We start from the raw sequence: 23,472 nt of genomic DNA, 5'->3' as shown, positions 1-23,472 counted from the left end.
GTGGGGGTTTTTTATTGCTTCAGCGGCAGTTACAAGAAAATGTCCGATGATTTTTCCTCTGCCCGGTTGGTGTTGTGCTGTCAGGAAGGTCTGCTTCCCTGGCGCCCCTTGGAGTTGCGATACTCCACAATCGGGCCGTTGGAAGAAGTCTGCTTGCCCCAGGGGGTGCGTTTGGCGCCGCCGGACCTGTTGCCCGTCCGGGCTGCGTCGCGGTTCCCGTAGTTTTTCCGGGGGCCGCCGGTGCCGGTTCCCGGCCTGCTGCCACGGTTGGCCGAGACGCGGGAGAGGGGGCGGCTCGGTTCGAGACCCTGGATACGGTGCTCGGGGATTGATTGGCCAATGTAGCGCTCAATCCGGGCCAGGTAGCTGACTTCGCTAAGGGATGCGAAGGAGATGGCAATGCCCGATGCCCCCGCCCTGCCGGTGCGGCCGATGCGGTGGACGTAGTCTTCGGCGAATTTCGGCAGGTCGAAGTTGATGACATGGCTGATGCCGGAGACGTCCAGCCCGCGGGCCGCCACGTCGGTTGCCACCAGGAGCCTGATCCGCCCTTGCTTCATGGCGGCGATGGTCCGGTTGCGGGCATTCTGGGGCATGTCGCCGTGGAGGGCCGCAGCCGAGTGCCCCTGGCTCCTGAGTTCAATGGCCATGTTTTCGGCGTCGCGCTTGGTGGCTGAGAAGATGATTGCCTTCTTGAGCTCATCCCTAGTGATCAGATGCTGCAGGAGCCTGTTCTTATGGGACAGGTCATCGGCCACGTGGAGCCGCTGCTCGATATGCTCGTGGGTCGTTTTGGGGGTGGCGATTTCGATCCGCTCCGGGTCCCGCAGCAGGCGGCTCGCCAGTCGCGCCATGGTATTGTCCATGGTGGCCGTGAAGAGGAGGGTCTGCCGGTCCGTTGGCGCGGCTCCGGCGATCTTGTCCACATCATCGCTGAAACCCATGTCGAGCATCCGGTCGGCTTCGTCGAGAACCAGAACTTCCAGTCGGGAGAGGTTGAGCTTTCCCCGGTCCAGGAGGTCCACAAGGCGTCCAGGTGTGGCTACGATCAGGTCCACGGGGGCTGAAAGGAGCCGGAGCTGCTCCCGGTAGGGCATTCCGCCCAGTATGGAGCCGCTGCGAATCCTCAGGAGCTTGCCGTAGGAGCGGACCGCATCGGTGACCTGCTGGGCCAGTTCACGGGTCGGGGTCAGAACGAGGACACGCGGGCCCCGGCCTGGTTTTTGTGCCGGAAGAGCCAGCCGCTGGAGTGCCGGCAGGACAAAGGCTGCGGTTTTGCCGGTGCCGGTCTGGGCGGTGGCCATAAGGTCGCGCCCTTCCAGTGCCTTGGGGATCGCTTCGGCCTGGACCGGCGTCGGTTCGGTGTAGCCGCAGGCGGAGACCGCCTTAAGAATGGGGGGGAGGAGGTTCAGTTCGGAAAACGTCATGTAATGGAGTTCCTTTGAGTCGTTTTCCGGGGGCAATGGGCACTCCCTGACGAGGCCGTGGGCATGCAACGCACCATGCCACGCGCGTCGAGACGGGCGCCGTGATTGTCACCGGAAAGATTGCAAAAGTGTGCGTGTGAGCCGCAGGACAACCTGATGCCCTGGAGGAGAACGGCAACAACACAAAAATGACTGGCATGAAACATCGTCGCCAACCGTTTGTGCTGCTGCGCCGTGAGGCGTTGCCGTAAGCAAAGGGGGTTAGTGAGCGATGAAGCAAATGGCGGGGGTACTTCGAAGGTGTGCCTTGGTGGCAGGTTCCGCCTGAGCGTTGATCAGTCAGCGGGTACTGTACGGGATAATTAATGAAATGACAAGGATTTATTTCCGGGCCTTCGGATGGGCCTTGTCGTAGACCTCCATGAGGCGGTCGATGCCGACGTGGGTGTATTTCTGCGTCGTGGAGAGCGAAGCATGGCCGAGAAGCTCCTGGATTGCCCGCAGATCCGCTCCCCCCTCCAGCAGATGGGTGGCGAAGGTGTGTCGCAGGGTATGGGGGGAAATCTTCCGCATGGTGGCGAGCCGGAGGATGTGCCTGTCCACCACGCGCCGGACGCTGCGGGAGGTGAGCCGTCCCCCCCTGGCGTTGGTGAAGAGAGGGGCTTCGGGGGGAGGGTTGTTCCGGGCGTCGAGGTAGCGGGCGAGGGCGGCGCGGGCGAGGCTTCCCACCGGCACGATCCGTTCCTTGCTCCCCTTGCCGAGCACCCGGGCAGTGCCTCCATCAAGGTCTATTCCTCCCACGTTCAGGCCGGTCAGTTCCGACACCCGGACTCCGCAGGAGTAAAGGGTTTCCAGGATTGCCCGGTCCCGCAGGCTCAGGATGCCGGGCTCGCGGGGCGCTTCCACCAGAGCTGTCACTTCGTCGATGGAGAGGTGATAGGGTACTTTCTTTTCCTTCTTGGGGGTTGAAACAAGTTCCGCCGGATTTTTACTGAGGCGCCCGGTCCGGACGAGATGTTTGAAAAAGGCCCGCACCGCCGCCAGCTTCCGTCCCACGGAGCTTTTGGAGTGATCCCGGTGCAGGAGGGCGAGCCACCGCCGGATCAGCAGGTGCGTAACTTGCTCCGGTGCCGCTGCCGTCCCGAGCTCATCCTGGATGAACCCCATGAACTGAGCCAGATCGGAATGGTAGGCGGAAAGGGTGTGGGGCGAGGAGTTGCGCTCCGTTTCCAGGTGGCGGATGAAGTCGGCTATCTCCTGTTCCATGGCGGCTCCTTTCTGATTGGAGCTACCATAGCAGATTTTTTGCGTAACAGCCTGTTGAATCTGGCGCCGGTTGTTCAAAGGGGGAAAACAGGGTATTCTTATTTCCTCTGGTTTTGACCGCGGTCAAGGCGCAGGAGGTGAGATCGGCGCATATTTCCGGAGAGCCGGACAGCGGTGGAGGGCAGAATATAGTGAAACGGGTTGTCATCATAGGCATGGGATTCGGCGGCATCAGGGCCGCCCGCGTTCTTGCAGGAAAAGGGCTCGATGTGGTGCTGGTGGACCGGAACAACTACCACCTCTTTCAGCCCCTCCTCTACCAGGTGGGTACGGCGGGGCTTGAGCAGGAATCCATCGCCTATCCGGTACGGGCCATGTCCCGGCATTGGGCCGGCACCCGCTTCCATCTGGCGGAGGTGGCCGGAGTCGACTTCGCTGCCCGGGAGGTCGTGACCAGCACGGGCCGGATTCCCTATGATTACCTTGTTGTCGGAGCCGGAAGCGTCACCAATTATTTCGGTCTCGAATCGGTGGAGCGCCACGCTTTCGATCTCAAGGAGCTTGTGGATGCCGAGCGGCTCCGCAACCACATCCTCACCGCCTTCGAGCGGGCCGTGGTCGAGCCCGATCCGGCCCGGCGCAGGGCCCTCATGACCTTTGTCATCGTGGGGGGCGGACCCACCGGAGTGGAGTTCGCCGGTGCCCTCATCGAGCTCGTCCGTTTCGTTCTGGCCAAGGACTACCCGGAATTAAGCGTGCAAACGGCAAGGGTGGTGCTGGTGGAGGCCTTTGACCGGCTCCTTGCCAGCATGCCTTCCCAGCTCCAGGAGTATACCCTGGAAAAGCTGCGGAGCATGGGGGTCGAGGTCGTTCTCAATGCCCGGGTCGTGGATGCGGCTTCCGAGCGGGTTACGCTCCACGACGGCGCCGTCATCCCGGCCCATACGCTCCTCTGGTCGGCGGGGGTTAAAGCTGCCCCTCTGGCCTCGGCCCTGGGCGCAGCATCCCGGCCGGGGGGGAGAGTTCCCGTGGAGCCGGACCTGACCCTTGCCGGCCATCCCGAGGTCTATGTCATCGGGGACATGGCGTATCTTGAGCAGGACGGTGCGGCGCTTCCCATGGTGGCGCCGGTGGCGATGCAGATGGGAATCTATGCCGGCGGGGCCATCCTGGCAAGGGAAAAGGGGGAGGCTCCGCAGCCCTTCCGCTACCACGACCGGGGGAGCATGGCCACCATCGGCCGGAGCGCCGCCGTTGCCTGTGCCGCCGGCATGAAGTTCCGGGGGTTCCCGGCGTGGCTCGTCTGGCTCCTGCTTCACCTTTACTATCTCATCGGTTTCCGCAACCGGATCGTCGTCATGCTCAACTGGATCTGGTACTACTGGTTCCACGAGCGGCAGGTGCGGCTCATTACCGAGCGGGTGGAGGAGTGAGGTACACCGTCGCCATCGGGCGGGCCGAAACGTACCATCCAGATGTGTTGCAGCCTGCCCTTGTCAGGCTCCTGGCGCCCTTGGGGGGTATTGCTTCTTTCGTGAAACCGGGGGAGCGGGTCCTCCTGAAGCCGAACATGCTTGCGGCCAGGGAGCCTGAGCGGGCGGTCACGACCCACCCGGAAATTCTCCGGCAGGTGATCGCCCTTGTGCGGGAAGCGGGAGGTGTTCCGCTTGTGGGGGATTCCCCCGGCGTCGGCGGCATCCGGCGCGTGGCGGAGCGAAGCGGCATCCTGGCCGTGGTGGAGGAGACCGGGGCCGAGCTGGCTCCCTTCGACGAAACGGTAACGGTGCGGGGCCGGGGGCTCTTCCGGGAGTTTCAGATTGCCCGACCCTACCTGGAGGCGGACCGCCTCATCAACCTCCCCAAGCTCAAGACCCACGAGATGATGACCATGACCTGTGCCGTGAAGAACCTCTTCGGCGCGGTGGTGGGGACCGCCAAGGCCGGGTGGCACCTGAAGGCGGGGGCCGACCGGGAGCTCTTCGCCCGGATGCTACTGGAGATCTACCTCCTGCGCCTGCCCGACCTGACTATCGTGGACGGCATACTCGCCATGGAAGGGGACGGGCCGGGAAGCGGCGACCCGCGCCACTGCGGGCTCCTCCTGGCGGGGGCGAACGCCGTGGCGGTGGATGTCATCGCCGCGGAGCTGGCCGGCATCCCCAAAAAGCTTCTCTGGGTGGAGCGGGCCGCCGAGAAGCTCGGCATCGACGGCTGGGACCGGGGCGCCATCGACACCTGCGGCTTGTGTTTTGACGATGCGCGGGTTTCCCCTTTTCGCCTTCCCCACATTTCCGATGTCCAGTTCGGCCTGCCCCGCTTTCTCAAGAACCGGCTCAGGCACTACCTCACGTCGCGCCCCTGCGGCAATCCCGATGCCTGTAACCTTTGCGGCATCTGCCGGGATACCTGCCCTCCCGGGGCCATCGAGATCCGGGACGGCAAGCTCCGGTTCGACTACCATGCCTGCATCCGTTGCTTCTGCTGCCGGGAGCTCTGCCCCCAGGGGGTCTTGGAGGTACGGGAGGGGGCGCTCCTGAAGATTATTAAGAAATTCGTATAAAGATATTTAATCGCCCCCTCCGTTGACATTCCAAATGGGGGTGATTACTATTGAATTAGGCCCGCAAACGCGGGAACATCATTGCGAAAGGAGACCTCGGCCATGTGGACCACGATCTATATGCTTCGCCCGGTAACCCGTTGCAAGGAGGGTTGCCGAATCTTGCCCGTCGCCTAGTGCGGCGGGCTTAACCACCAGCCCCCTGCCCCATGGCAGGGGGCTTTTTCGTGTCAACGGTTCCAGTGCCGGAACGTTTCTGTTATACATACCAAGCATAACCAATCCCCTTTCGAGGTCGTCATGAAAAGAGTCGCCATCATTGCCGCGGTGCTCGTCCTGGCCGTGGCTGGCGGGTACTACATCTTTGCCGGCCGGGAACCGGAGCGTACCTACAGGACCGTTCCGGTGGAACGGGGCGACATCGTCGCCACGGTTTCCGCCACCGGCAATCTTTCCGCCGTCACCACCGTCCAGGTGGGAACCCAGGTTTCCGGCACCATCCAGAGGCTCTTTGCGGACTTTAACTCGCCCGTGAAGCGGGGGGAGGTCATCGCCCAGATCGACCCGGCCCTCTTCAACGCCGAGGTGGAGCAGACCCGGGGTAACTTTCTCGCGGCCCGGGCGAATCTGGCCAAGGCCCGGGCCACCGCCACCGATGCGAAGCGAACCATGGAGCGGAACCGGCAGCTAGTGAAGGACGGGGTTGTTTCCCAGGGGGACTTCGATACCGCCGAGACCCGCGCCGAAGAGGCCGTTGCCGCGGTGAGGGCTGCCGAGGCCACCGTGCTCCAGACCCGTGGAGCCCTGACCAGGGCCGAAACTAACCTGAACAACGCCACCATCCGCTCGCCGGTGGACGGAGTCGTCATCTCCCGCAGCGTCGACGTGGGGCAGACCGTGGCCGCTTCCTTCCAGACCCCGACCCTTTTCACTATTGCCCAGGACCTTACCCGGATGCAGATTGAGACCAGCGTCGATGAGGCTGATATCAGCCGGGTGCGGGTGGGGCAACCGGTCACTTTTACGGTGGACGCCTATCCCGACACCCCCTTCAGGGCTCAAGTGGCCCAGGTGCGCAACGCCCCGGTGGTTACCCAGAATGTGGTCACTTACGTGGTGGTGATTACCGTGGCCAACCCCGACCTGAAGCTGAAGCCGGGAATGACCGCCAACGTAGCCGTCGAGGTGGGGCGCAAGGACAACGTCCTAAAGGTGCCAAAGGCGGCGCTCCGCTACCGGCCCGGTTCCGGCAAGGATGAGAGCGAACCCCGTGGCATGGGGGGGCGTCCAGGAGGGATGAAGGTCAAGGGCGATGGCGGGCAGCAGGTCTACGTGCTGACGGCCGAGAAGAAGCCGGTGCCGGTTAAGATTGCCACGGGGCTCGGCAACGACAGTCATGTTGAAGTGGCATCCGGCGGGCTCAAGGAGGGGGATGCAGTCATAGTTCAGGAGACCACCCCCAACGGCAAGCAGAAACGAAGCGGCGGCGGACCGCCCATGAGGTTCTGATGGAGCGGGTCGTCGAAATCGCCAATGTTACCAAGGTCTACACCATGGGAGACCAGCGGGTGGAGGCATTGCGGGGGATATCCTTCACGGTGGGGGAGGGGGAGTACATTGCCATCATGGGGGCTTCGGGGAGCGGTAAGTCCACCTGCATGAACATTCTCGGCTGCCTTGATGTCCCCACTTCCGGCGATTACCTCCTCGGGGGGGTGAACGTGGGGCGGCTTTCCCCCAATGAGCTGGCCGATATCCGCAACCGTCGGCTGGGGTTCGTCTTCCAGGGGTTCAACCTCCTGAAACGTACGAGCGCCCGGGAGAATGTGGAGCTTCCCCTCATCTACGGGGGGGTGCCGGCGGCGGAGCGCCGCGATCGGGCCATGGCGGCCCTCGGCCTGGTGGGGCTCGCCGAGCGGGCCGGCCACTACAGCAACCAGCTTTCGGGTGGGCAGCAGCAGCGGGTGGCCATTGCCCGGGCACTGGTGAACAATCCGACGCTGCTTCTGGCCGACGAGCCCACCGGAAACCTGGATACCGCAACTAGTGAGGATATCATGCGGATCTTCGGCCAGTTGAACGACCGGGGAATCACCATCATCATGGTGACCCACGAGGCGGACATCGCCGCCCACGCGAAACGGGTCATGTCCTTCCGGGACGGCATGATTATCGACGACAGCCTCAATGCCGGAGCCGGCACGGGGGGGATGCCCTGATGGACCTCCTCATGTGTTTCCGGATATCGCTGCGGGCCCTGCGCAGCAACAAGATGCGCTCATTTCTCACCATGCTCGGAATCATCATCGGCATTGCGGCGGTCATCATCATGATCGCCATCGGTTCCGGCGCCCGGAAGATCATTTCCGACCAGATCGCCAGCATCGGCAGCAACATCATTCTCGTCATCCCCGGCACCACCACCGCCGGCGGGCTTAGGGCCGGGGCCGGCACCACCCCGACGCTGACCTTTGACGATGCCAGGGCGGTCAACACCGAGCTCCCCGCAGTGCTCCGGGCGGCCCCCACGGTGAGGGGGACGGCCCAGGTGGTCTACGGCAACATGAACTGGTCCACGATCATCATGGGGGTGACGCCGGAGTTTCTGGAGATCCGCGCCTGGACCGTGGCGGCGGGGCGCGAGTTCTCACCGTCCGACGTTGAGGGGGCCACCAAGAACTGCATCATCGGCCAGACCGTGGCCGAAAACCTTTTCGGGAGCGACGACCCCATCGGCAAGTCGATCCGGATCAAGCGGGTCCCCTTCACCGTGGTGGGGCTCCTGGAGGAAAAGGGGCAGTCGGCCCAGGGGAGCGACCAGGACGACATTATCCTGCTACCCCTCAAGACCGCACAGCGCAAGATCCTCGGCGCCCAATTCCCCAACACCGTCGGCTCCATCCTCGTGCAGGCCCGGAGCAAGGACCTTCTCAGCCAGGCCGAGGAGGAGGTGACAACCCTCCTGGACCAGCGCCACCGGATCGGCCCCTCGAAGGAGCGGGACTACTCGGTGCGCAACCTTTCCGAGATCCTGGCGGCCTCGGAACAGTCATCCAAGGTCATGTCGATACTTCTCGGCGCGGTGGCTTCAATTTCGCTCGTGGTCGGCGGGATCGGCATCATGAACATCATGCTCGTGTCGGTGACGGAACGGACCCGCGAGATCGGTATCCGCATGGCCATCGGTGCGAAAAAAGGGGACATAATGCTCCAGTTTCTGACGGAGGCGGTGTTCCTTACGCTCTTCGGGGGGATCATCGGGATGGTGATCGGAGTGGCGGGGGCGCAGCTGGTGACGAAGTTCTTCGACTGGCCGACTCTCATCTCGGCCAAGGCGATTTTCCTCTCCTTCGGTTTCTCCGGCGGGGTGGGGATTTTCTTCGGCTTCTACCCGGCCCGCAAGGCGGCGTCCCTCAACCCCATCGAGGCGTTGCGATACGAGTGATTTGCGATAACTGGGACCGGTGAATGTGAAAAGGGGAAAGGCATGGTGCCTTTCCCCTTTTTCGCGATCTGCCCGGGTGGTTGTCAATCTGCCTTCGGCGCATCTCCCGCCGGCTTCTTCCGTGGCCGCCGCCGGCGCTTCTTCGCCTCCCCTTCACCTTCCTTCTTTTCCCCTTCCGGGTGTTTACGTCCGTGGTGGGTCGGCCCCTTGGCCCGGGTCTCGTGTCCCTTGGGCTTGGGCTTCACCCGCTTGAAGTCGTGGACGAAGAGGTCGTCCTCAGGCCATTCAACCGGTATCTTGTCTTTTATGTACTCGTGGATTGCCTCCAGGTGGAAGGCGCCGTCCTCGTCGGCCATGGAGATGGCTTTCCCCTCCGCTCCGGCCCTGGCGGTACGGCCGATGCGGTGAACGTAGTCTTCCGGGTCCTGGGGAAGGTCGTAGTTTACCACGTGGGAGACCCCGTCGATGTGGAGCCCCCGGGAGGCCACGTCGGTGGCGATGAGGATCGGGAGTTTGCCGCTCTTGAAATCCTCCAGGATTCTGAGGCGCTTTCTCTGCTCCACGTCGCCGGAGATGACCCGGCAGGGAAAGTCGTTGGCGTTGAGCCGCTCGTCCAGGAATTCCGCCTCCCGCTTGGTGTTGACGAAGATCATGGTCCGTTCCATCACCTTCGTGCGCAGAAGGCCCAGAAGCAGCGGAAATTTCTCCTTGCGCCCCACGTGGTAGAGAATCTGCTCCACCCTCTCGGCGGTCATCTGCTCGGGGGTGACAGCCACCTTTTCGGGGACGTTCATGAACTCGTAGGCAAGCTCCATGACCCGCTGGTTCAAGGTGGCGGAGAACATGAGATTCTGCCGCTTGTCGAAGGGGGGAAGCCGCCGGAGGATGAAGCGGAGATCGGCGATGAACCCCATGTCGAACATCCGGTCCGCCTCGTCGATGACGAGGACCTCGATCTCCTTGAGGGAGTAAACCTTCTGCTTGAGGTAGTCGATGAGGCGTCCCGGCGTGCCTACCACCACGTCGGCCCCTTCCTTCAGGGCGCTGCGCTGCTTCATGTAGTCGACGCCGCCGTAGATGGCCTGGATAACCAAGTCGCAGTGGGCGCCCAGGGCCTGGGCGTCCTTCTCGATCTGGACGACGAGTTCCCTTGTCGGGGCGAGGATCAGGGCCCGCGGGTTGCGGGTTTCCCCGCCTTTGGGATTGTTGAGGAGGCGGGTGAAGAGGCTGATGAGGAATGCTGCGGTTTTGCCGGTGCCGGTTTGGGCCTGGCCGGCCACATCCTTGCCCGCAAGGGCCAGGGGAAGGGTTTTTTCCTGGATCGGGGTGCAGTCGGTGAAGCCGGTGTCGGCAATGCCCCGCTGCACCTCCTCGGGGAGGTGCAAGTCGCTGAATTTCATCCGGTGTTCCTTTTTTTCGTTATTTCAACCAGATAGCTATAACACAGGAGGTGTGAAATGGCAAGAAAAGCGCTTCCGCGCTCCAGTGCTTTTGTGGTATGGTACGCCCACTTTTACCTGCCGAGGAACTGACTTAATGCAGCGCATGATTGAAATCGATTCCCCTTTTTTTCTGAACCTCGATGAACTGTCAACGCCCGCCGATTGGGCTGCCGTTTTCGGCAATGACAATCCCCTGGCCCTTGAGATCGGCTGCGGCGTCGGCGACTTCATCGCCAAGACTGCCGTCGATAATCCCGGCATCAACTATATCGCCATCGATTTCTACAACAAGGGTTGTGACAAGACCTGCCGCCGGCTCGAACGGCTGGGAATACCCAACGTCCGCGTGGTGCGGGACGAGGCCCGAAACTTCATCGTTGAGCGTATTCCCAAGGGCTCACTCTGCGCGGTCCACATCAACTGCCCCGATCCGTGGCCCAAGAAGCGGCACCGCAAGCGGCGTCTCGTGAACCGGGAGTTTGCCGGCTTTATGCGCGAGTATCTCGCGCCGGGGGGCGATTTTTATTTCGCCACCGATTTCGACGACTACGGCATCGATGTGGCGGAGTTCATGCCCGGCGTTGAGGGTTACGGCAACATGCTCGCCCCCGACGGCTACCGCCACGAACTGGAGGGGTACCACCTCTCCAAGTACATGATGAAATTCATGGCCGAGGGGAAACGGATCTACTTCGTCCACTACCGGAAATCGGCAGGGGGCGCCGAATGAGCGGCGATAAGCGCTACCTGACTTCCGGGCTGCCCGGCACCGGCGGTACCATCAAGGATTCCATCGAGGATTTTTGCGTGGAGGAGATTCCCCTCTACCTCCCCTGCGGCGAGGGGGAGCATCTCTATACCGTCATCGAAAAGCGGGGGGTGACGACCCTGGATGCCATCCGCCGCCTGGCCCGGGCACTGAAACTCTCCGAGCGGGACGTGGGGTATGCCGGCATGAAGGATGCCCGTGGTGTGACCCGCCAGACCGTGTCGCTCCCCCGGGTGAAGCCGGATGAGGTGCTTGCGCTGGAGCTTCCCGGCATCAGCGTTCTTTCGGCGGTGCGGCACCGGAACAAGCTCAAGCTCGGCCATCTGGCGGGAAACCGCTTCAGGATTCGGGTGCGGGGCGTGGTGCCCGACGCCCTCTCCAGGGCCGAGACAATTCTTGCGGTGCTGGCGCGGCGCGGCGTTCCCAACCGTTTCGGCGAACAGCGCTACGGCGTTCAGGGTAACAGCCATCTCATCGGCCGGGCCATGCTGGCCGGAGACTGGCGTGCCGCGGTGGACCTTGTCATCGGGTATCCGGAGAAGGTGTCGGCGGAGGCGTGGCGGAGCGCCATCGAGGCGTACCAACGGGGGGAACTGGAGGCGAGCCTGCAACTCTTCCCTGGGCACTGCCGCACCGAGCGGGACATCATCCAGCGCCTCGTGAAGCGCCCCGACGATTTCGAGGGAGCCTTTCGCGCGGTCAATCCCCGCCTCAAAAAGCTCTACTTATCGGCCTGCCAGTCGGCCCTCTTCGACCGGGTGGTGGAGGCGCGCCTCGATTCCCTCGATATCGTCCGGGGTGGGGATCTGGCCTGGAAACACGCAAACGGCGCCTGCTTTCTCGTGACGGATGCTGCGGCCGAGGCCCCTCGGGCGGAGCACTTTGAAATCTCTCCCTCCGGACCTCTCTTCGGCTGTCGGATGACCACGCCCGAAGGGGAGGAACAGGTGCTGGAGCAGTCTATCCTTGCGGATGAAGGGCTTGATCCGGCGGCCTTCGATCTCTCCGGCGGCCTCCGGATGGAGGGGGAACGGCGTCCTCTCCGGGTCCCATTGGAGAACCCGCAGGCTTCTCTGGATGACGGTGGGCTGATTCTGGAGTTTTCTCTTCCCAAGGGGAGCTACGCCACGGCGGTCCTGCGGGAGATTGTAAAGGCCTGATTCCTGCTCGGCCTGAGGAAATCGCGGCAAAACCCGGTACAATTAAAAGGCAGCCTGCATTCAAGACGAGTCTCGACGGGGAGGTGTGTCCATGGGGCATGACCGCGACTGGTACGACGTCAATATCTTTCGCCCCAGGAAGGGGTACATGACCGGCGAGGTGGTGATTATCCTCTTCGTGCTCCTTGGCTGGGCCGCGGCCAATTTCGGCGTGCAGGCAATTCTCTTCCTCCTTGCCGAAAGCCCCAACGGCGAGGGGATACTGACCCGTCTCACGTTCCTGTCGTTCCCATGGCATTTCTGGTTCACCGCCCAGTTTCTCCCCCTCTGGTTCATCATTCTTTGCATCCTCTTCAATATCTACATCGACCGCCATACGGAGCAGCACAGCAGAAGGAAGGATCGAAGCCATGACTGACGCGGGGCCCAACCTTACACCCCTCATCATCGTCACCCTGACCCTTGTTTCCTTCATTGTCGCGGGTCTTCGCGCCCGCGCCCGGAGCGCCAGCGATTACGGCATCGGCGGCCGCTACATCGGCCGGATCGGCGGCGGGGCAGCCATTGCCAGCAACTGGATGAGCGCGGCGAGCCTCCTGGGTATGGGAGGGCTCCTCTATCTCCAGGGGTATTACGCCCTGGCCTATGTGATCGGCTGGACCGGCGGTTACGTGCTCCTTCTGGTCCTCATGGCGGGGCAGATCCGGCGCTTCGGCAAGTACACGGCCCCGGACTTCATGGGGGACCGCTACGCTTCACCCTCTGCCGGACTCATCTCCGCCGGCATATCCATCATTATTTCGATTATCTACTGCACGGCCCAGTTCAAGGGGATCGGGATGCTCTTCGGCTGGCTCTTCGGCACCAGTTACCGGAACGGCGTGATCCTGGGCTCAGTTGTGGTGGTGGGGTACGTGATAATCTCGGGGGTCCTCGGGGTGGCCCGCAACCAGCAACTCCAGTATACGGTCCTCATCGTCTCCTTCATCCTTCCGCTAATGGCGCTGGCCTACAAGCTCGGCTACTTCTGGCCCCTCCCCCAGTTCGGTTACGGGGTGGCTATTCAGGATCTCAAGCAGGAGTTCGGAATCAATTTCACTGCTCCCTTTGCCTCCGGTTCCCTCTTTCAGTGGATTTCCCTCTGCTTCACCCTCATGGTTGGGACTGCCGGGCTTCCCCATGTGCTGTCCCGTTTCTATGTGGTGCCCAACATCAGGGACGCCCGGTGGAGTCTCGTGTGGGGACTTTTCTTCATTGCCCTCATTTACTGGTCGGCCCCGGCATACGCCGTCTTCGCCCGGCTTCTTGAAGCCCGCTCCGGCATGCCTCTCCCCCCCGCGGCAGCAGGGAAAATGGCCGATATCATCGTCATAAAAACGGCGGTCATGGGGGGGCTTCCCCCCTGGATGGTGGGTGTTCTGGCCGCCGGGGCCGTGAGCGCCGCCTTTTTCACCGTGGCCGGCCTCCTCATCAACGGGGCGGCCTCGTTCTCCCACGATATCTACTACCGCTTCATCAACCCACGGGCGTCCGAGAGCACCAAAATGGCCCTCTCCAAGGGAGCCGTGGTAGCACTGGCCGCCATTGTAATGGTGATCGCCCTCGACCCGCCGGGGCTAATAGCGGAGATTACGGCCGTGGCATTCGCCCTGGCGGGCAACACCATTTTCCCCGCCTTCCTTCTGGGCATCTGGTGGGGGAGGGCAAACCGCCAGGGGGTCATCTCCGGTATGCTGGCTGGAGTTGTCATCACATTTTCGACCCCCCTCTTCGGTCATTTTCTGCCGTTTGTGGCAGTCATATTCCCTCTTACCTCTTCAGCCTTTTTCGGTGCCCCAGCCGTTATCGCCATCATGGTTGTGGTGTCGCTTCTGACGCCTCCTCCCCCCGAGGAGATGCGGCGCTTCCTGGCCGAGCGGGTTCACGGCCACATGGATTGACTATTACGTTAAAGGAGCTGTGACATGGCGTTGTTACTTGGCGCAAGAGGTGAGGATCTCCTGACTCGACGTGGTACTGCCGAGTTCATCGAACAGATGCGCCAGGGACTCTATGCCCACATGGCGCAGCTGTCGGCGGGGGAGGAGGAGTTGCTGCTCCTGGGGGTGAAAGGGGCGCTGGAAGAGGAGTTGGCGTCCGAGAAAGAGAGCCGCGAAGAGTTTTCCCGCGTTCTGGACGAGACGGATGGCGTTGAGGATGTTCAGGGGCTGATACTGGTCCAGGACCGGCTGCGGGCCATGGCGGCCGACCAGTTCCGCCGTAACGGGTCGGTGACGGCCTATCATCTCTTGCGTACGGTTGCCCTGGACCGGATAACAATGGCTGTCCTGAGGATGATTGCCGCCCAGATGTCCGCCGGAGGGGTGGGGGGGCCGGCCGGGCGCTGGTGCTGGATGGCCCTTGGTGCTGCGGGGCGGGGCGAAGTGAGCCGGTTCGATGTCTGCGATTTCCTGCTGGTCCATGAGGAGAACGAAGCTGGTCCGTCATTCGTGGGGTTCAGCGGCAGGTCGGCTGCGTTGCTGGAACGGCTGGGCATCGGCAGCCGCGCCGGAATCACTCCAGCTTCTTCATCGTGGCGCGGCAGCCTTTCGGAGTGGCGCCAGCGGATTTCTGCCCGGGGGGGCGACGGGGGGGCAGACCTTGAGTGGCTTGTGGGGCTGGCCGATCTGCGCCTTGTGGGCGGCGATCCCTCCCTGGCGACCGAGATGGTTAACCTGGTCCGGGCAGCGCTCGCGCATCAGGACGATTCTCTGAGGGAGATAGCCCGGCGGACGGCGATGATGCAATCGGGCTTTGATTTCTTCGGCAGGCTCCGGCTGGACCGGGGAATGTTCAATCTTGCCTTCTACGGCATAGGCCCCCTTGTTGCCAACGTGCGGATTATGACAGTGCGTTTCGATATCCAGGAAACTGGGACGGCGGAGCGGCTCCGGGAGTTGCTCTATCGGGGACGGGTCGACGTGGAGCTGGCGGAGCGGCTCCTGCGGGCCTGGCACTGCTTCTGCCGCCATGCCGTTCAGCGTGAGATTGCAGGGGAGGCGGGCATTGCCATAGATGCCGAAGGACTTGACGACGATGCGAAACGCGAACTGCACAGCGGTCTAGAAGCGGTGGGAACCCTTCAGAAGATCGTTTACAGCAGCATCAGCGGACAGGGGTAGGGCGAATGCGGATATCCCTCTCCACCGGGACCCTCTTTACCTTCCCTCTGGGCAAAGTCGTGACTATTGCCCGGGAGGCGGGTTTCGACGGGGTGGAGCTCATCGTTAATCAGGATTTCCAGAAGGTCAACTGCCGCACTCTTATCCGGGAACTTGCGGAAATCCTGCCGATAAATTCCATGCACGCGCCCTTTATGCCCCTGGACGGCTGGGGGAGCCCCATCGATTCCCTCAAGCGGTGTGTGGAGCTCTCGGCGGACTGCGGCATCCCGCTGGTCAATTTCCATCCCCCGTCCTGGATGGGGGGCGAGCTGGGATTCTGGCGCTGGCTCTACCGGGTGATGGATTTCCAGAAGGAGGTGGGGCAGGGGGCGGTTATCGTCACCCTGGAGAACATGCCGTGGGTGGGGAAGCGGGTCAGGATGAACCCCCACATCCTCTCCAGCACGACGAAATTCATCGACTTCATCCAGGAGCGCAACCTCTTCATGACCTTCGACACCACCCACATGGGGTCGGGGAAGGCCAACTTCATCAACGACTTTTATCTCTGCTACAACAGCGGCCGAATCAGGAACATCCATTTTTCCGACTACGGCCATGGGCGGGAACACCTTCTGCCGGGGCACGGCATCCTTCCCCTTACCCGCTTCCTCAATCATCTGCGCAGCACCGGCTACAACGAGACCCTGACACTGGAACTTTCCCCCGAAGAGTTTCCCCGTGACGAGCGGATCATCGTCGAGAGCCTTGGCGAGATACTCTCCTATCTGCGCAAGGAAACGGAATCTCCTACCCCCTGACGATGTAGACCGAGCATGGGGCGTTCTTTACCACCTTATGTGAGACACTCCCCAGCAACTTCCGTTTCAGAAACCCTTTGCCGGAACTTCCTATCACGATTACATCAATCTGTTCCTTTTCAGCGAAATTGATGAGTTCGTCCGCCGGATCGCCATACACTACCTTGATTTCGAGGGGGATATTCGCTTCGCTTGAGTTCTTCTCGATTACATAGAACACCCTCTCTCTCAATTCATCCCATTCTTTGGTTTCGGTAATTGGAGGAGGGGGGACGAAGTCGGTGAAGGTGCTGCGTGGGGCGTTGGGGAGGACCAGCATGGCGTAGATTTTGCTTTTGAATTGACTTGCGTTCCCGGCCGCTATCCGCACGGCCTCTTCCGCCGCTTTGTCGGAGAAGGGGGAGCCATCAATTGCAACAAGGATCTTTTTGCGCAGGTTGAGCATGGGAATCTCCTGGGAATAAAACGGGTGTCAATCTATCTGGAAGAATAACCCGTTCCCTGGGGCGTATGTAAAAAATAGGAGTGCGTAGGGACTTAAGCCATAACGCGCAAAACGGTTACTGCTGCTATGCGTTTGAATCAACTATAAAATAAATGATGATGCTTGACAATTATAAAACAATATTCTACAGTTTGGTGGATTTTTTAGATTAATATTGCGGAAGTCCGGCTGGACTCGGGGGTAACGTCTTCATATGCAGATGTTGCACTTGACATATCCCCCCTTAAGGCTTATGTAGGAAGGCTTATTTCTTTCCGGGAAAGAGGAGTGCAATGGCCAAGAAGGATAAATCGGAATATATCATACAGGCAGTCGATCATGCCCTCGACCTGCTCGAACAATTCCATGACGATGTGGACGAGCTCGGCGTGACGGAGTTGTCCAAGCGGCTGAAGCTTCACAAGAACAACGTGTTCCGGCTGCTGGCCACTTTGGAGGCGCGGGGTTATATAGAGCAGAATAGGGTTACGGAGAATTACCGGCTCGGGCTGAAAACGCTGGAGTTGGGGCAGACCTTCATCAAGCAGATGGGACTCCTGCGTCAATCCCGCCCGGTCCTTGAATGGCTCGTCAAGGAGTGCAACGAAACCGCATACGTGGCTATCCTCAAGGAACAGAGCATTGTTTATCTGGACGTTGTGGAAACCGATCTGACCGTAAGGGTCGTGCCGCGCGTCGGGTCCCGGCTTCCGGCGTACTGCACGGCCGCCGGAAAGGTCCAGATTGCCTATATGCCCGACGAGGAGTTTGAAGCCTTTTACCCCGTCAAGGAACTCAAGCCGTTCACATCGCATACCATCACCGATCGGGATGTGCTGAAAAAGCATCTCAAAGAGGTTGCGGAACAAGGATATGCCATCGACAACGAGGAGCTTGATCTTGGGGTGCGCTGCGTCGGTTCGCCGATCAGGGATTATACCCGGCGGATTATCGGAGCAGTAAGCCTGTCGGGACCATCCATGCGCTTCACCGACGAGCGGATGGAGAAGGAGCTCATCCCTCACGTCAAGCAGGCTGCCGAAGAGATATCAATGAAGCTCGGCTACCATAAATGAAAAAAACCCCTGGATTTACCAGGGGTTTTTTTCTATTTTCTCTTTCCAGAGGGCGGTCACTTGCCGCTCGGTTTCTTCCGGCGTTCCCCGGTTGTCAATGACTGCCGATCCGTAGGCTGCCTTTTCCTCCATGGGAATTTGAGCGGCGAGCCGCTGCTCCGCTTCTTCCCGCCGTATATGGTCACGCTCTGTAAGGCGTGCGATTTGTGTTTCCCTGTCCGCGTATACTACCCATATATCGTCTACCCTATTCGCAGCTCCCGCTTCAATGAGAAGCGGTGCCACATAAAAAGTCACGGGTGCATCGGAACGCCTGGCCTCCGCAATCCGTTCCTCCGCCAACCGTGCAATGGCCGGGTGGGTTATGGCCTCCAGCCGCCGCCGGGCTTCAGTGGAAGCGAAGATTATGCGGCCCAGGGCCTTGCGGTCTATGGTTGCGTCCTGCAGGAGGATTTCGGGGCCGAATTCCGCCACGATGGCATCGTGGGCCGGGGTGCCGGGGAGTACCGCCTCGCGCGAGAGCAGATCGGCATCGATGACCACGGCGCCGAGCCGTTCCAGAATCCGTGCAACTGTACTTTTTCCCGACGCGATGCCGCCGGTCAGCCCAATGACTTGCATGGCTCCCTCCCCTGATGACCGGGAACCATTCCATACTTCGCGGAAGGTGTCAATCTGTAAGGTGGGCGATGGGGAGGAGACCTCACTGGGAGGAGACGATGGCGTCATCCTCCTGCCTGAAAGTTACCCCCCCCTCTATATCTTCCCTTATTTCAAGGGTTCTTGTGCCGATTGAAATGACGACTCCGCTCAACACTGCCCGGCCAACGCGGATTTGCGCATCTGTAGCCTGCTCGAGCCTCTTTTCGAGCCGTTTTTTTTCACTCGTAAGCTCTGATAATGTTGTCGCGAGCTTATCCCGAACGTACCGGGTTTCGTTGGCCTGGGCGGATGTCTCTCTGTGTGGATCCGAGGCGAAATATTCAAGCCTCTTGGTCAATTCCTCGAGGTCCCGCTCCGCTTCCCGAATCTTCAATTTCACGGTTGAGAGTTTTTCCTTTACGTGAGGATTTATCCCCACGCTTACCGCAGTGTGGACCCCTGCCGGGGAGCCGAGAGTCACGGCCTGAACGCGCGATATTGCCTGACACGAGCCGCCGATGATGTGCCCCTGAGAGTTCCCGTCCTGGCCCACCACAACCTGTGTTCCTGCTACCAGCTCGCTCTGCATGGCAAATCCGTCGATCTGGATCATGCCGTCAGCTTCAAGGCGGGAGTTCTCCACAAAGAGTGCCTGAATGTTCCCCTTGGCGCGTATCATGGAACTTTCCTGCCCCAGCTTGCCCTGTTTGTCCCGGCTCTCCCCCTGGCCGATGATTCCCCCCCGTACCAGAACATTCCCCCCCGCCTCAACGGTGGCTCCTTCCACAACGCCGCCTATGGTGACGTCGCCCGTGGCTCGCACTGTCATTGCCAAGGTAACGTCTCCGGCGATGTCGATGGAGCCTTTGAATGTTATGTTTCCCGTCGAGAGGTCGACGGTTTTGACCTTTATAATCGGTTCAACAACGACACCGTTGGCAACAATTACCGGTTGTCCGTCAATGGCGGCGATAAGCAGGTCGGGGTCATCGGGGGCAAAGGCCGTCCCTTCCAGGTTTTGGGTAAACTGGATATCTTTTGCCGGCGGCGGCAAGACTTCCTTGCCCATGAGGTTGGTGCCCGGTTTTCCCTGGGAGGGTGGAATCCGGCGCATGAGCGGATCTCCTGCGCTGACGCAGATCATTTCTCCCTTGTTACGGTAGTCGACGATGTCATTGTCCATGAGCTGGGGTTGGCGGTCGTTTATTTGAGGAAGCAAGCTCACCAGTTCCGCGTCGGTTCCCGGTTCGCAGGGAATCCCCCGGGCAATGAGGAGATCCTTGGCCTCTCCGGCAGCTATGGCAGCCTCGATTTCTTCGTTTATAACGCCATAAATGATTCCCTGCTCTCTTAGGGTCTTGTGCACTTGCTCCGCGAGCGCCGGTTTTCCGCCATAGGCACGGGTAAGGGTCAGGTAGGCCTCGATGTTGTCGGGGGTGCTGCGAGCAATGAAAGTTGCGTCGCGTTCTTCGCCTATATCGTAGACAAACTCCTGGGTGGCTGCATTGTATCGCTTGATTAGTTCCACAAGGGCGTGATCGTAAATGAAAAGATCAGCAAAACCGGCGCTGATGAGGGCCTGCCTCACAAAGCCGAGGTTAATCTGGGCCTTCTCGCTTGCGGGAACGTAGCTGGCTTTCAGCTTGCGATCATCGGCAAGGATGAAGGTAATGCCTGCGGTTGTAGTAAAGGATTTGCCCATGGTTTAGCCCGTTTTACAGATGGTGCGCATTGTTTGTGTAGACACGTTTTGTGTATACTTATCGGCGGTATGGAAAAGAACTTAAGTCTTTTAAGCAATTTTATGGGCCGAAAATTTTAGAGTGTGAGGATGCCTTGGCGCAGAAGCACCCTGCGGGAACCGTCAGGTGCTATGGCGGTAAGGGTTGGCCCGTAGAAAACATAATCCTCGTGAAACGGGGTCTGCACTGTGCCGCCGAAACCGGAGTTGTCTCCTAGGGCGATGTGGATTGTGCCGAGAATCTTCTCCGCCTCAAGAATATTGTCGGGGCGGGTGGCACGGTCATTGGTTCCGATGCCGAGTTCGGCAATGTTGCGGTTTTTGCTGTTTTCCGCGAACCGGCGCTCTAGCCATTCCCGGTGAGGTTCATCACCAATGATGTCTGTTACCAGCCCATTGTTAACAATGAGTTTTAGCGGGGATGAGAGCTTTCTGGTCGGACCGTACTCCAGCACCATCACACCTTCGCTGGTCCCTTCTAGGGGGGCCAGGTATACTTCGCCGGCCGGCAGGTTCCCGAAACTTCCGGCCGTGGTCAGGAGGCCATCATCTCCCTCGGCCTGCCTGCCGGCCTTGCCGATTCGCATTCGCGTGCCGTTGGGGGTCTCGATAAGAATCTCCACGGCTGAGTTGACCGCTTCAGCCAGCCGGCTTGTGCGTTCCGACAGGGCATGCCAGTCAACCTGCATGGAAGAAAAAAACATTTCGGGATCGAAGTGGGGAAGGCTCGCGAAGCGCCCGCCTGCGGCATTCACCAGAAATCGAAACTTGGTGTGACTTGTGGAGTTGTTGGCGAGTGCTATGACAACATCTGTTACATCGGTACGATTGGCGAGTACTATTTGTCTGGAGCGTTCTACGTCATCCCCTGTCGCCTCTTTAGCCAGAAGGCGAGGCAGTAGCCCCTCTGCAGCAAGGCATTCAACGATGCTGCTTCCGAAAGCGGCTCTCCATAGCGCCACCGGCGGCTCTGCTCCTGATGCGGCCGTGGCTGGAAATTCAACGAACTCGGTATTCCCGTAAGTGTTTTTTGCGAAGAGAGCCGCTTTCTCCGCCACTTGCAGAAGCCGTTCGCGGCGGTCTCGCTCGTCATGGCCGGGTGATTCGTCCGGGCGAACCGTATCGCTGAATACGAGTATTCTTTCTCCGGCACGAAGCCCCATGTTTACCTCAAACAACGATTTGAAAGCTTCCTGGTACATCCGCCCGGCTCCTTTCTCTATTGGTCGGTTTGTTTGCAGACTATAACAGAGCGGTCGGGTATGGGCAATCCTAAGGGAAAACCAATTTATTCATTATTTTTCCCTTGATTTATCAAAGGGTAATGTGATAGATAGTGCATACTGTATACAATTAGGATTAACAAATTTAGTTAATAAATACAGATAGTTAAGAGTAGTTGACCCTGTCTGTGAAGGTCTGAACGGAGGCGTACGTGGCACAGGTGGTTTTTTCGAGCTGGGGAGGGAGTGTCGTTGACAATCGCACGGGTGGCGAGGCGAAGGACGCAAGCTTCAGACTCCCGACTTCCTTGGACGGGGAACGGTCTCTGGCTGCCTTTATGGGGTGGGACGGCATTATCGTTTTCGATAAGGGTGTCGATGTGCCGGCCATGGCCGCGGAATACATGAAGAGAGTGCAGACCCTCTACTGCTGCGGCAAGTGCACGCCGGGCAAGAAGGGGACCCGCGTTCTCATGGATGCTCTGGCCGCCATTGTGGAGGGGAGAGGCACCGAAGCCCATCTGGATAGCATAACGGATCTGGGCGATCTCTTGAAAAACTGCAAATGCACCCTCTGTCAGTCATCGGCGGTGCCGGTAGTTCATGCGGTGACCCATTTCAGGGAAGACTTCCTCGCGTACATCCAGGGGGGAGCAAAGCCGGCCTCTCCCCACCGTTACATCGAAAAATATACGGCTCCCTGCATGGACCGTTGTCCCGCCCATATCGATATTCCTGCCTATATAGAGTCGATCAAGGAATACCGCTTTGATGAATCGCTTTCCATTATTCGCGAGAATATGCCCCTTCCGTCGGTCTGCGGCCGCGTCTGCCCCCATCCATGCGAAACCCATTGCCGCAGAAAGAATGTGGATGATCCGGTCAGTATAATGGTGCTTAAGCGCACGGCGTCGGACTATGAATGGATGCATCACGCCGAACCCCCAATGAAGCCGAAGGCCCGGAAAAACAAGACTGTCGCCATAGTCGGGGCAGGGCCCGCCGGTCTTGCCTGTGCCTATTACCTGGCCCTGGAAGGGTACCCCTGTACCATTTACGAAGCACTCCCCGAAGGATACGGCGGCGGTATGATCGCTGTAGGTATTCCCCCCTACCGGCAGCCGCGGCACCTGTTGCAGCGGGATATCGATATTATTGCCTCCATGGGAGTTGAGATTATCTACAACACCCGGATTGGCGTGGATATTTCTCTGGAAGAACTCAAGAACAAGTACAACGCCGTATTCCTTGCCCCTGGTGCCCACCGCTCGAAACCCATGGGGGTTGAGGGCGAGGACAAGGGGTACAAGGGCTTCCTCCGTGGTGGTATCGATTTCCTCCGCGAGGCTTACATGGGGCGCCCCACCGGCATGGGTAAAAAGGTGGTCGTTGTCGGCGGCGGAAACACCGCCATCGACTGCGTTCGTGTTGCGTTGCGCGAGGGGGCCGATGAGTCGGTTCTTTTGTATCGCCGCTCACGGAAAGAGATGCCGGCCGACGTATGGGAAGTGGATGGCGCCGATGAGGAGGGGGTCCGCTTCGAGTTCCAGGTCCTCCCCACTAAAATTATCGTGGACGAAAATGAGCAGGTTACGGGCGTCGAGTGCGTCAGAATGGCCCTGGGTGAGCCCGACGCCTCTGGTCGTCGTCGTCCCGAGCCGGTTCCCGGCAGCGAGTTCGTGGTTGAATGCGACACGGTAATCCCTGCAATCGGTCAAGATCCGGACCTCGCTTTCATTCCTGAAAATATGGGGATCGATATCACCAAGTGGAATACGGTCGTCACCAAATACATTCCTCTTAAGGACGCTGCGGGCAAAGAACTGAAAGACGGTATGGGCAATCCACTTGTCCGGACCCTCATTACCGACCTGGATGGTGTTTTTGCCGGTGGTGACGCCGAAATCGGTCCTTTGACCGTTGTCGCTTGCATCGGCAATGCCCATAGGGCCGCACGGGTCATCCAGCGCTGGCTGGAAGAAGGAAAGGCATATCTCACCGATGACGAGTTCATGGAAGATATCCTCACTAATTTCCCTGTCTACGATAAGGGAGAGGCCGTGCCGTGGCTCGATTCCGTTGAGAGAGCCCACCAGGCTGAAGTCCACGGCAAAGAGCGGGCCTGCAAGGGTAACTACCAGGAAGTTGAGCTCGGATTCGCCGACAGCCAGGCTGTTCGTGAAGCTGAACGGTGTCTGCGCTGCTATCGCGTTGCGATGGTGGCTGTCTAGTCATAAAAGGTCAGTATGTTACTTCGGCCTATGGCCGGTACC

20 protein-coding genes are annotated in these 23,472 nt (G+C 60.1%); 13 read left to right on the top strand and 7 right to left on the bottom strand.

Annotated elements, in window-relative coordinates:
- Positions 1 to 80: 80 nt before the first annotated feature.
- The gene (locus JZM60_RS03295) at positions 81 to 1,427 is read right to left on the bottom strand and encodes a DEAD/DEAH box helicase (RefSeq protein WP_207164100.1); all 1,347 of its coding nucleotides are present in this window, start codon (positions 1,425 to 1,427) and stop codon (positions 81 to 83) included.
- 381 nt (positions 1,428 to 1,808) lie between these two features.
- Entirely contained in the window at positions 1,809 to 2,693 is an 885-nt protein-coding gene (gene xerC / locus JZM60_RS03290; RefSeq protein WP_207164099.1) for a tyrosine recombinase XerC, read from the bottom strand.
- A gap of 191 nt (positions 2,694 to 2,884) precedes the next feature.
- On the opposite strand from xerC, the gene JZM60_RS03285 reads away from it, so the two are divergent.
- From JZM60_RS03285 to JZM60_RS03265, 5 genes are all read left to right on the top strand, one after another.
- The gene (locus JZM60_RS03285) at positions 2,885 to 4,126 is read left to right on the top strand and encodes an NAD(P)/FAD-dependent oxidoreductase (protein ID WP_207164098.1); all 1,242 of its coding nucleotides are present in this window, start codon (positions 2,885 to 2,887) and stop codon (positions 4,124 to 4,126) included.
- Positions 4,123 to 5,253 (top strand): DUF362 domain-containing protein, encoded by a 1,131-nt coding sequence (locus JZM60_RS03280; RefSeq protein ID WP_207164097.1) that lies wholly within the window; start codon positions 4,123 to 4,125, stop codon positions 5,251 to 5,253. The genes JZM60_RS03285 and JZM60_RS03280 overlap by 4 nt, the downstream gene beginning before the upstream one ends.
- Before the next feature lie 300 nt (positions 5,254 to 5,553).
- Complete coding sequence (locus JZM60_RS03275; protein WP_207164096.1) at positions 5,554 to 6,762, top strand: efflux RND transporter periplasmic adaptor subunit; 1,209 nt, start codon at positions 5,554 to 5,556, stop codon at positions 6,760 to 6,762.
- The gene (locus tag JZM60_RS03270) at positions 6,762 to 7,472 is read left to right on the top strand and encodes an ABC transporter ATP-binding protein (protein WP_207164095.1); all 711 of its coding nucleotides are present in this window, start codon (positions 6,762 to 6,764) and stop codon (positions 7,470 to 7,472) included. The genes JZM60_RS03275 and JZM60_RS03270 overlap by 1 nt, the downstream gene beginning before the upstream one ends.
- Positions 7,472 to 8,698, top strand: coding sequence for an ABC transporter permease (locus tag JZM60_RS03265; RefSeq protein WP_207164094.1), 1,227 nt, complete (start codon positions 7,472 to 7,474; stop codon positions 8,696 to 8,698). Before JZM60_RS03270 ends, JZM60_RS03265 begins: the two co-directional genes overlap by 1 nt.
- A gap of 83 nt (positions 8,699 to 8,781) precedes the next feature.
- On the opposite strand, the gene JZM60_RS03260 is transcribed toward JZM60_RS03265, so the two are convergent.
- The gene (locus JZM60_RS03260) at positions 8,782 to 10,098 is read right to left on the bottom strand and encodes a DEAD/DEAH box helicase (protein WP_207164093.1); all 1,317 of its coding nucleotides are present in this window, start codon (positions 10,096 to 10,098) and stop codon (positions 8,782 to 8,784) included.
- A 136-nt stretch (positions 10,099 to 10,234) separates the two neighbouring features.
- Here JZM60_RS03260 and trmB point away from each other — a divergent pair, with 136 nt between their 5' ends.
- The 6 genes from trmB (at position 10,235) to JZM60_RS03230 (ending at position 16,033) form a co-directional block, all read left to right on the top strand.
- Positions 10,235 to 10,870 (top strand): tRNA (guanosine(46)-N7)-methyltransferase TrmB, encoded by a 636-nt coding sequence (gene trmB, locus JZM60_RS03255; RefSeq protein WP_207164092.1) that lies wholly within the window; start codon positions 10,235 to 10,237, stop codon positions 10,868 to 10,870.
- Positions 10,867 to 12,069 carry a tRNA pseudouridine(13) synthase TruD gene (gene truD, locus JZM60_RS03250; protein WP_207164091.1) on the top strand — a complete coding sequence of 401 codons (1,203 nt, stop codon included), beginning with the start codon at positions 10,867 to 10,869 and terminating at the stop codon, positions 12,067 to 12,069. Before trmB ends, truD begins: the two co-directional genes overlap by 4 nt.
- A 91-nt stretch (positions 12,070 to 12,160) precedes the next feature.
- Positions 12,161 to 12,487 (top strand): DUF4212 domain-containing protein, encoded by a 327-nt coding sequence (locus JZM60_RS03245; protein WP_207164090.1) that lies wholly within the window; start codon positions 12,161 to 12,163, stop codon positions 12,485 to 12,487.
- Positions 12,480 to 14,009, top strand: a complete 1,530-nt coding sequence (locus JZM60_RS03240; protein WP_207164089.1) for a VC_2705 family sodium/solute symporter — start codon at positions 12,480 to 12,482, stop codon at positions 14,007 to 14,009. Before JZM60_RS03245 ends, JZM60_RS03240 begins: the two co-directional genes overlap by 8 nt.
- Positions 14,010 to 14,033: 24 nt before the next feature.
- Positions 14,034 to 15,230 carry a putative nucleotidyltransferase substrate binding domain-containing protein gene (locus JZM60_RS03235; RefSeq protein ID WP_207164088.1) on the top strand — a complete coding sequence of 399 codons (1,197 nt, stop codon included), beginning with the start codon at positions 14,034 to 14,036 and terminating at the stop codon, positions 15,228 to 15,230.
- A gap of 5 nt (positions 15,231 to 15,235) precedes the next feature.
- A complete protein-coding gene (locus tag JZM60_RS03230; RefSeq protein ID WP_207164087.1) occupies positions 15,236 to 16,033 on the top strand; it encodes a sugar phosphate isomerase/epimerase family protein in 798 nt (265 codons plus the stop codon).
- Here the strand turns inward: JZM60_RS03230 and JZM60_RS03225 are convergent.
- A complete protein-coding gene (locus tag JZM60_RS03225) occupies positions 16,023 to 16,478 on the bottom strand; it encodes a universal stress protein (protein ID WP_207164086.1) in 456 nt (151 codons plus the stop codon). The genes JZM60_RS03230 and JZM60_RS03225 overlap by 11 nt on opposite strands.
- 332 nt (positions 16,479 to 16,810) lie before the next feature.
- Here JZM60_RS03225 and JZM60_RS03220 point away from each other — a divergent pair, with 332 nt between their 5' ends.
- Entirely contained in the window at positions 16,811 to 17,593 is a 783-nt protein-coding gene (locus tag JZM60_RS03220) for an IclR family transcriptional regulator (RefSeq protein WP_207164085.1), read from the top strand.
- A gap of 15 nt (positions 17,594 to 17,608) precedes the next feature.
- Here the strand turns inward: JZM60_RS03220 and coaE are convergent, their stop codons facing one another.
- The 3 genes from coaE to JZM60_RS03205 all read right to left on the bottom strand — a co-directional run bounded on the left by coaE (position 17,609) and on the right by JZM60_RS03205 (position 21,178).
- Positions 17,609 to 18,214: a dephospho-CoA kinase gene (gene coaE, locus JZM60_RS03215; protein WP_207164084.1), complete on the bottom strand. Its 606-nt coding sequence runs from the start codon at positions 18,212 to 18,214 to the stop codon at positions 17,609 to 17,611.
- An 82-nt stretch (positions 18,215 to 18,296) separates the two neighbouring features.
- Entirely contained in the window at positions 18,297 to 19,937 is a 1,641-nt protein-coding gene (locus JZM60_RS03210; RefSeq protein WP_207164083.1) for a DUF342 domain-containing protein, read from the bottom strand.
- Between the two features lie 116 nt (positions 19,938 to 20,053).
- A complete protein-coding gene (locus JZM60_RS03205) occupies positions 20,054 to 21,178 on the bottom strand; it encodes an aminopeptidase (protein ID WP_207164082.1) in 1,125 nt (374 codons plus the stop codon).
- A 233-nt stretch (positions 21,179 to 21,411) separates the two neighbouring features.
- Between JZM60_RS03205 and JZM60_RS03200 the strand changes: the two genes are divergently transcribed.
- Positions 21,412 to 23,430, top strand: coding sequence for an FAD-dependent oxidoreductase (locus JZM60_RS03200; protein WP_207164081.1), 2,019 nt, complete (start codon positions 21,412 to 21,414; stop codon positions 23,428 to 23,430).
- Positions 23,431 to 23,472: the final 42 nt, after the last annotated feature.

The sequence above is a fragment of the Geobacter benzoatilyticus genome (assembly GCF_017338855.1).
Lineage (GTDB): Bacteria > Desulfobacterota > Desulfuromonadia > Geobacterales > Geobacteraceae > Geobacter > Geobacter benzoatilyticus.
Note: the sequence above shows the minus strand (reverse complement) of the source record. Positions and strands in the feature narration are given on the sequence as shown.

Excerpts from the sequence above, each read along its gene's own strand:
- xerC (WP_207164099.1), bottom strand. The coding sequence starts at position 2,693 with ATGGAACAGGAGATAGCCGACTTCATCCGCCACCTGGAAACGGAGCGC.
- coaE (WP_207164084.1), bottom strand. The coding sequence starts at position 18,214 with ATGCAAGTCATTGGGCTGACCGGCGGCATCGCGTCGGGAAAAAGTACA.
- JZM60_RS03265 (WP_207164094.1), top strand. The coding sequence starts at position 7,472 with ATGGACCTCCTCATGTGTTTCCGGATATCGCTGCGGGCCCTGCGCAGC.
- JZM60_RS03205 (WP_207164082.1), bottom strand. The coding sequence starts at position 21,178 with ATGTACCAGGAAGCTTTCAAATCGTTGTTTGAGGTAAACATGGGGCTT.
- JZM60_RS03275 (WP_207164096.1), top strand. The coding sequence starts at position 5,554 with ATGAAAAGAGTCGCCATCATTGCCGCGGTGCTCGTCCTGGCCGTGGCT.
- JZM60_RS03230 (WP_207164087.1), top strand. The coding sequence starts at position 15,236 with ATGCGGATATCCCTCTCCACCGGGACCCTCTTTACCTTCCCTCTGGGC.
- JZM60_RS03220 (WP_207164085.1), top strand. The coding sequence starts at position 16,811 with ATGGCCAAGAAGGATAAATCGGAATATATCATACAGGCAGTCGATCAT.
- JZM60_RS03240 (WP_207164089.1), top strand. The coding sequence starts at position 12,480 with ATGACTGACGCGGGGCCCAACCTTACACCCCTCATCATCGTCACCCTG.
- JZM60_RS03225 (WP_207164086.1), bottom strand. The coding sequence starts at position 16,478 with ATGCTCAACCTGCGCAAAAAGATCCTTGTTGCAATTGATGGCTCCCCC.
- JZM60_RS03210 (WP_207164083.1), bottom strand. The coding sequence starts at position 19,937 with ATGGGCAAATCCTTTACTACAACCGCAGGCATTACCTTCATCCTTGCC.
- JZM60_RS03245 (WP_207164090.1), top strand. The coding sequence starts at position 12,161 with ATGGGGCATGACCGCGACTGGTACGACGTCAATATCTTTCGCCCCAGG.
- truD (WP_207164091.1), top strand. The coding sequence starts at position 10,867 with ATGAGCGGCGATAAGCGCTACCTGACTTCCGGGCTGCCCGGCACCGGC.
- trmB (WP_207164092.1), top strand. The coding sequence starts at position 10,235 with ATGCAGCGCATGATTGAAATCGATTCCCCTTTTTTTCTGAACCTCGAT.
- JZM60_RS03260 (WP_207164093.1), bottom strand. The coding sequence starts at position 10,098 with ATGAAATTCAGCGACTTGCACCTCCCCGAGGAGGTGCAGCGGGGCATT.
- JZM60_RS03235 (WP_207164088.1), top strand. The coding sequence starts at position 14,034 with ATGGCGTTGTTACTTGGCGCAAGAGGTGAGGATCTCCTGACTCGACGT.
- JZM60_RS03270 (WP_207164095.1), top strand. The coding sequence starts at position 6,762 with ATGGAGCGGGTCGTCGAAATCGCCAATGTTACCAAGGTCTACACCATG.
- JZM60_RS03295 (WP_207164100.1), bottom strand. The coding sequence starts at position 1,427 with ATGACGTTTTCCGAACTGAACCTCCTCCCCCCCATTCTTAAGGCGGTC.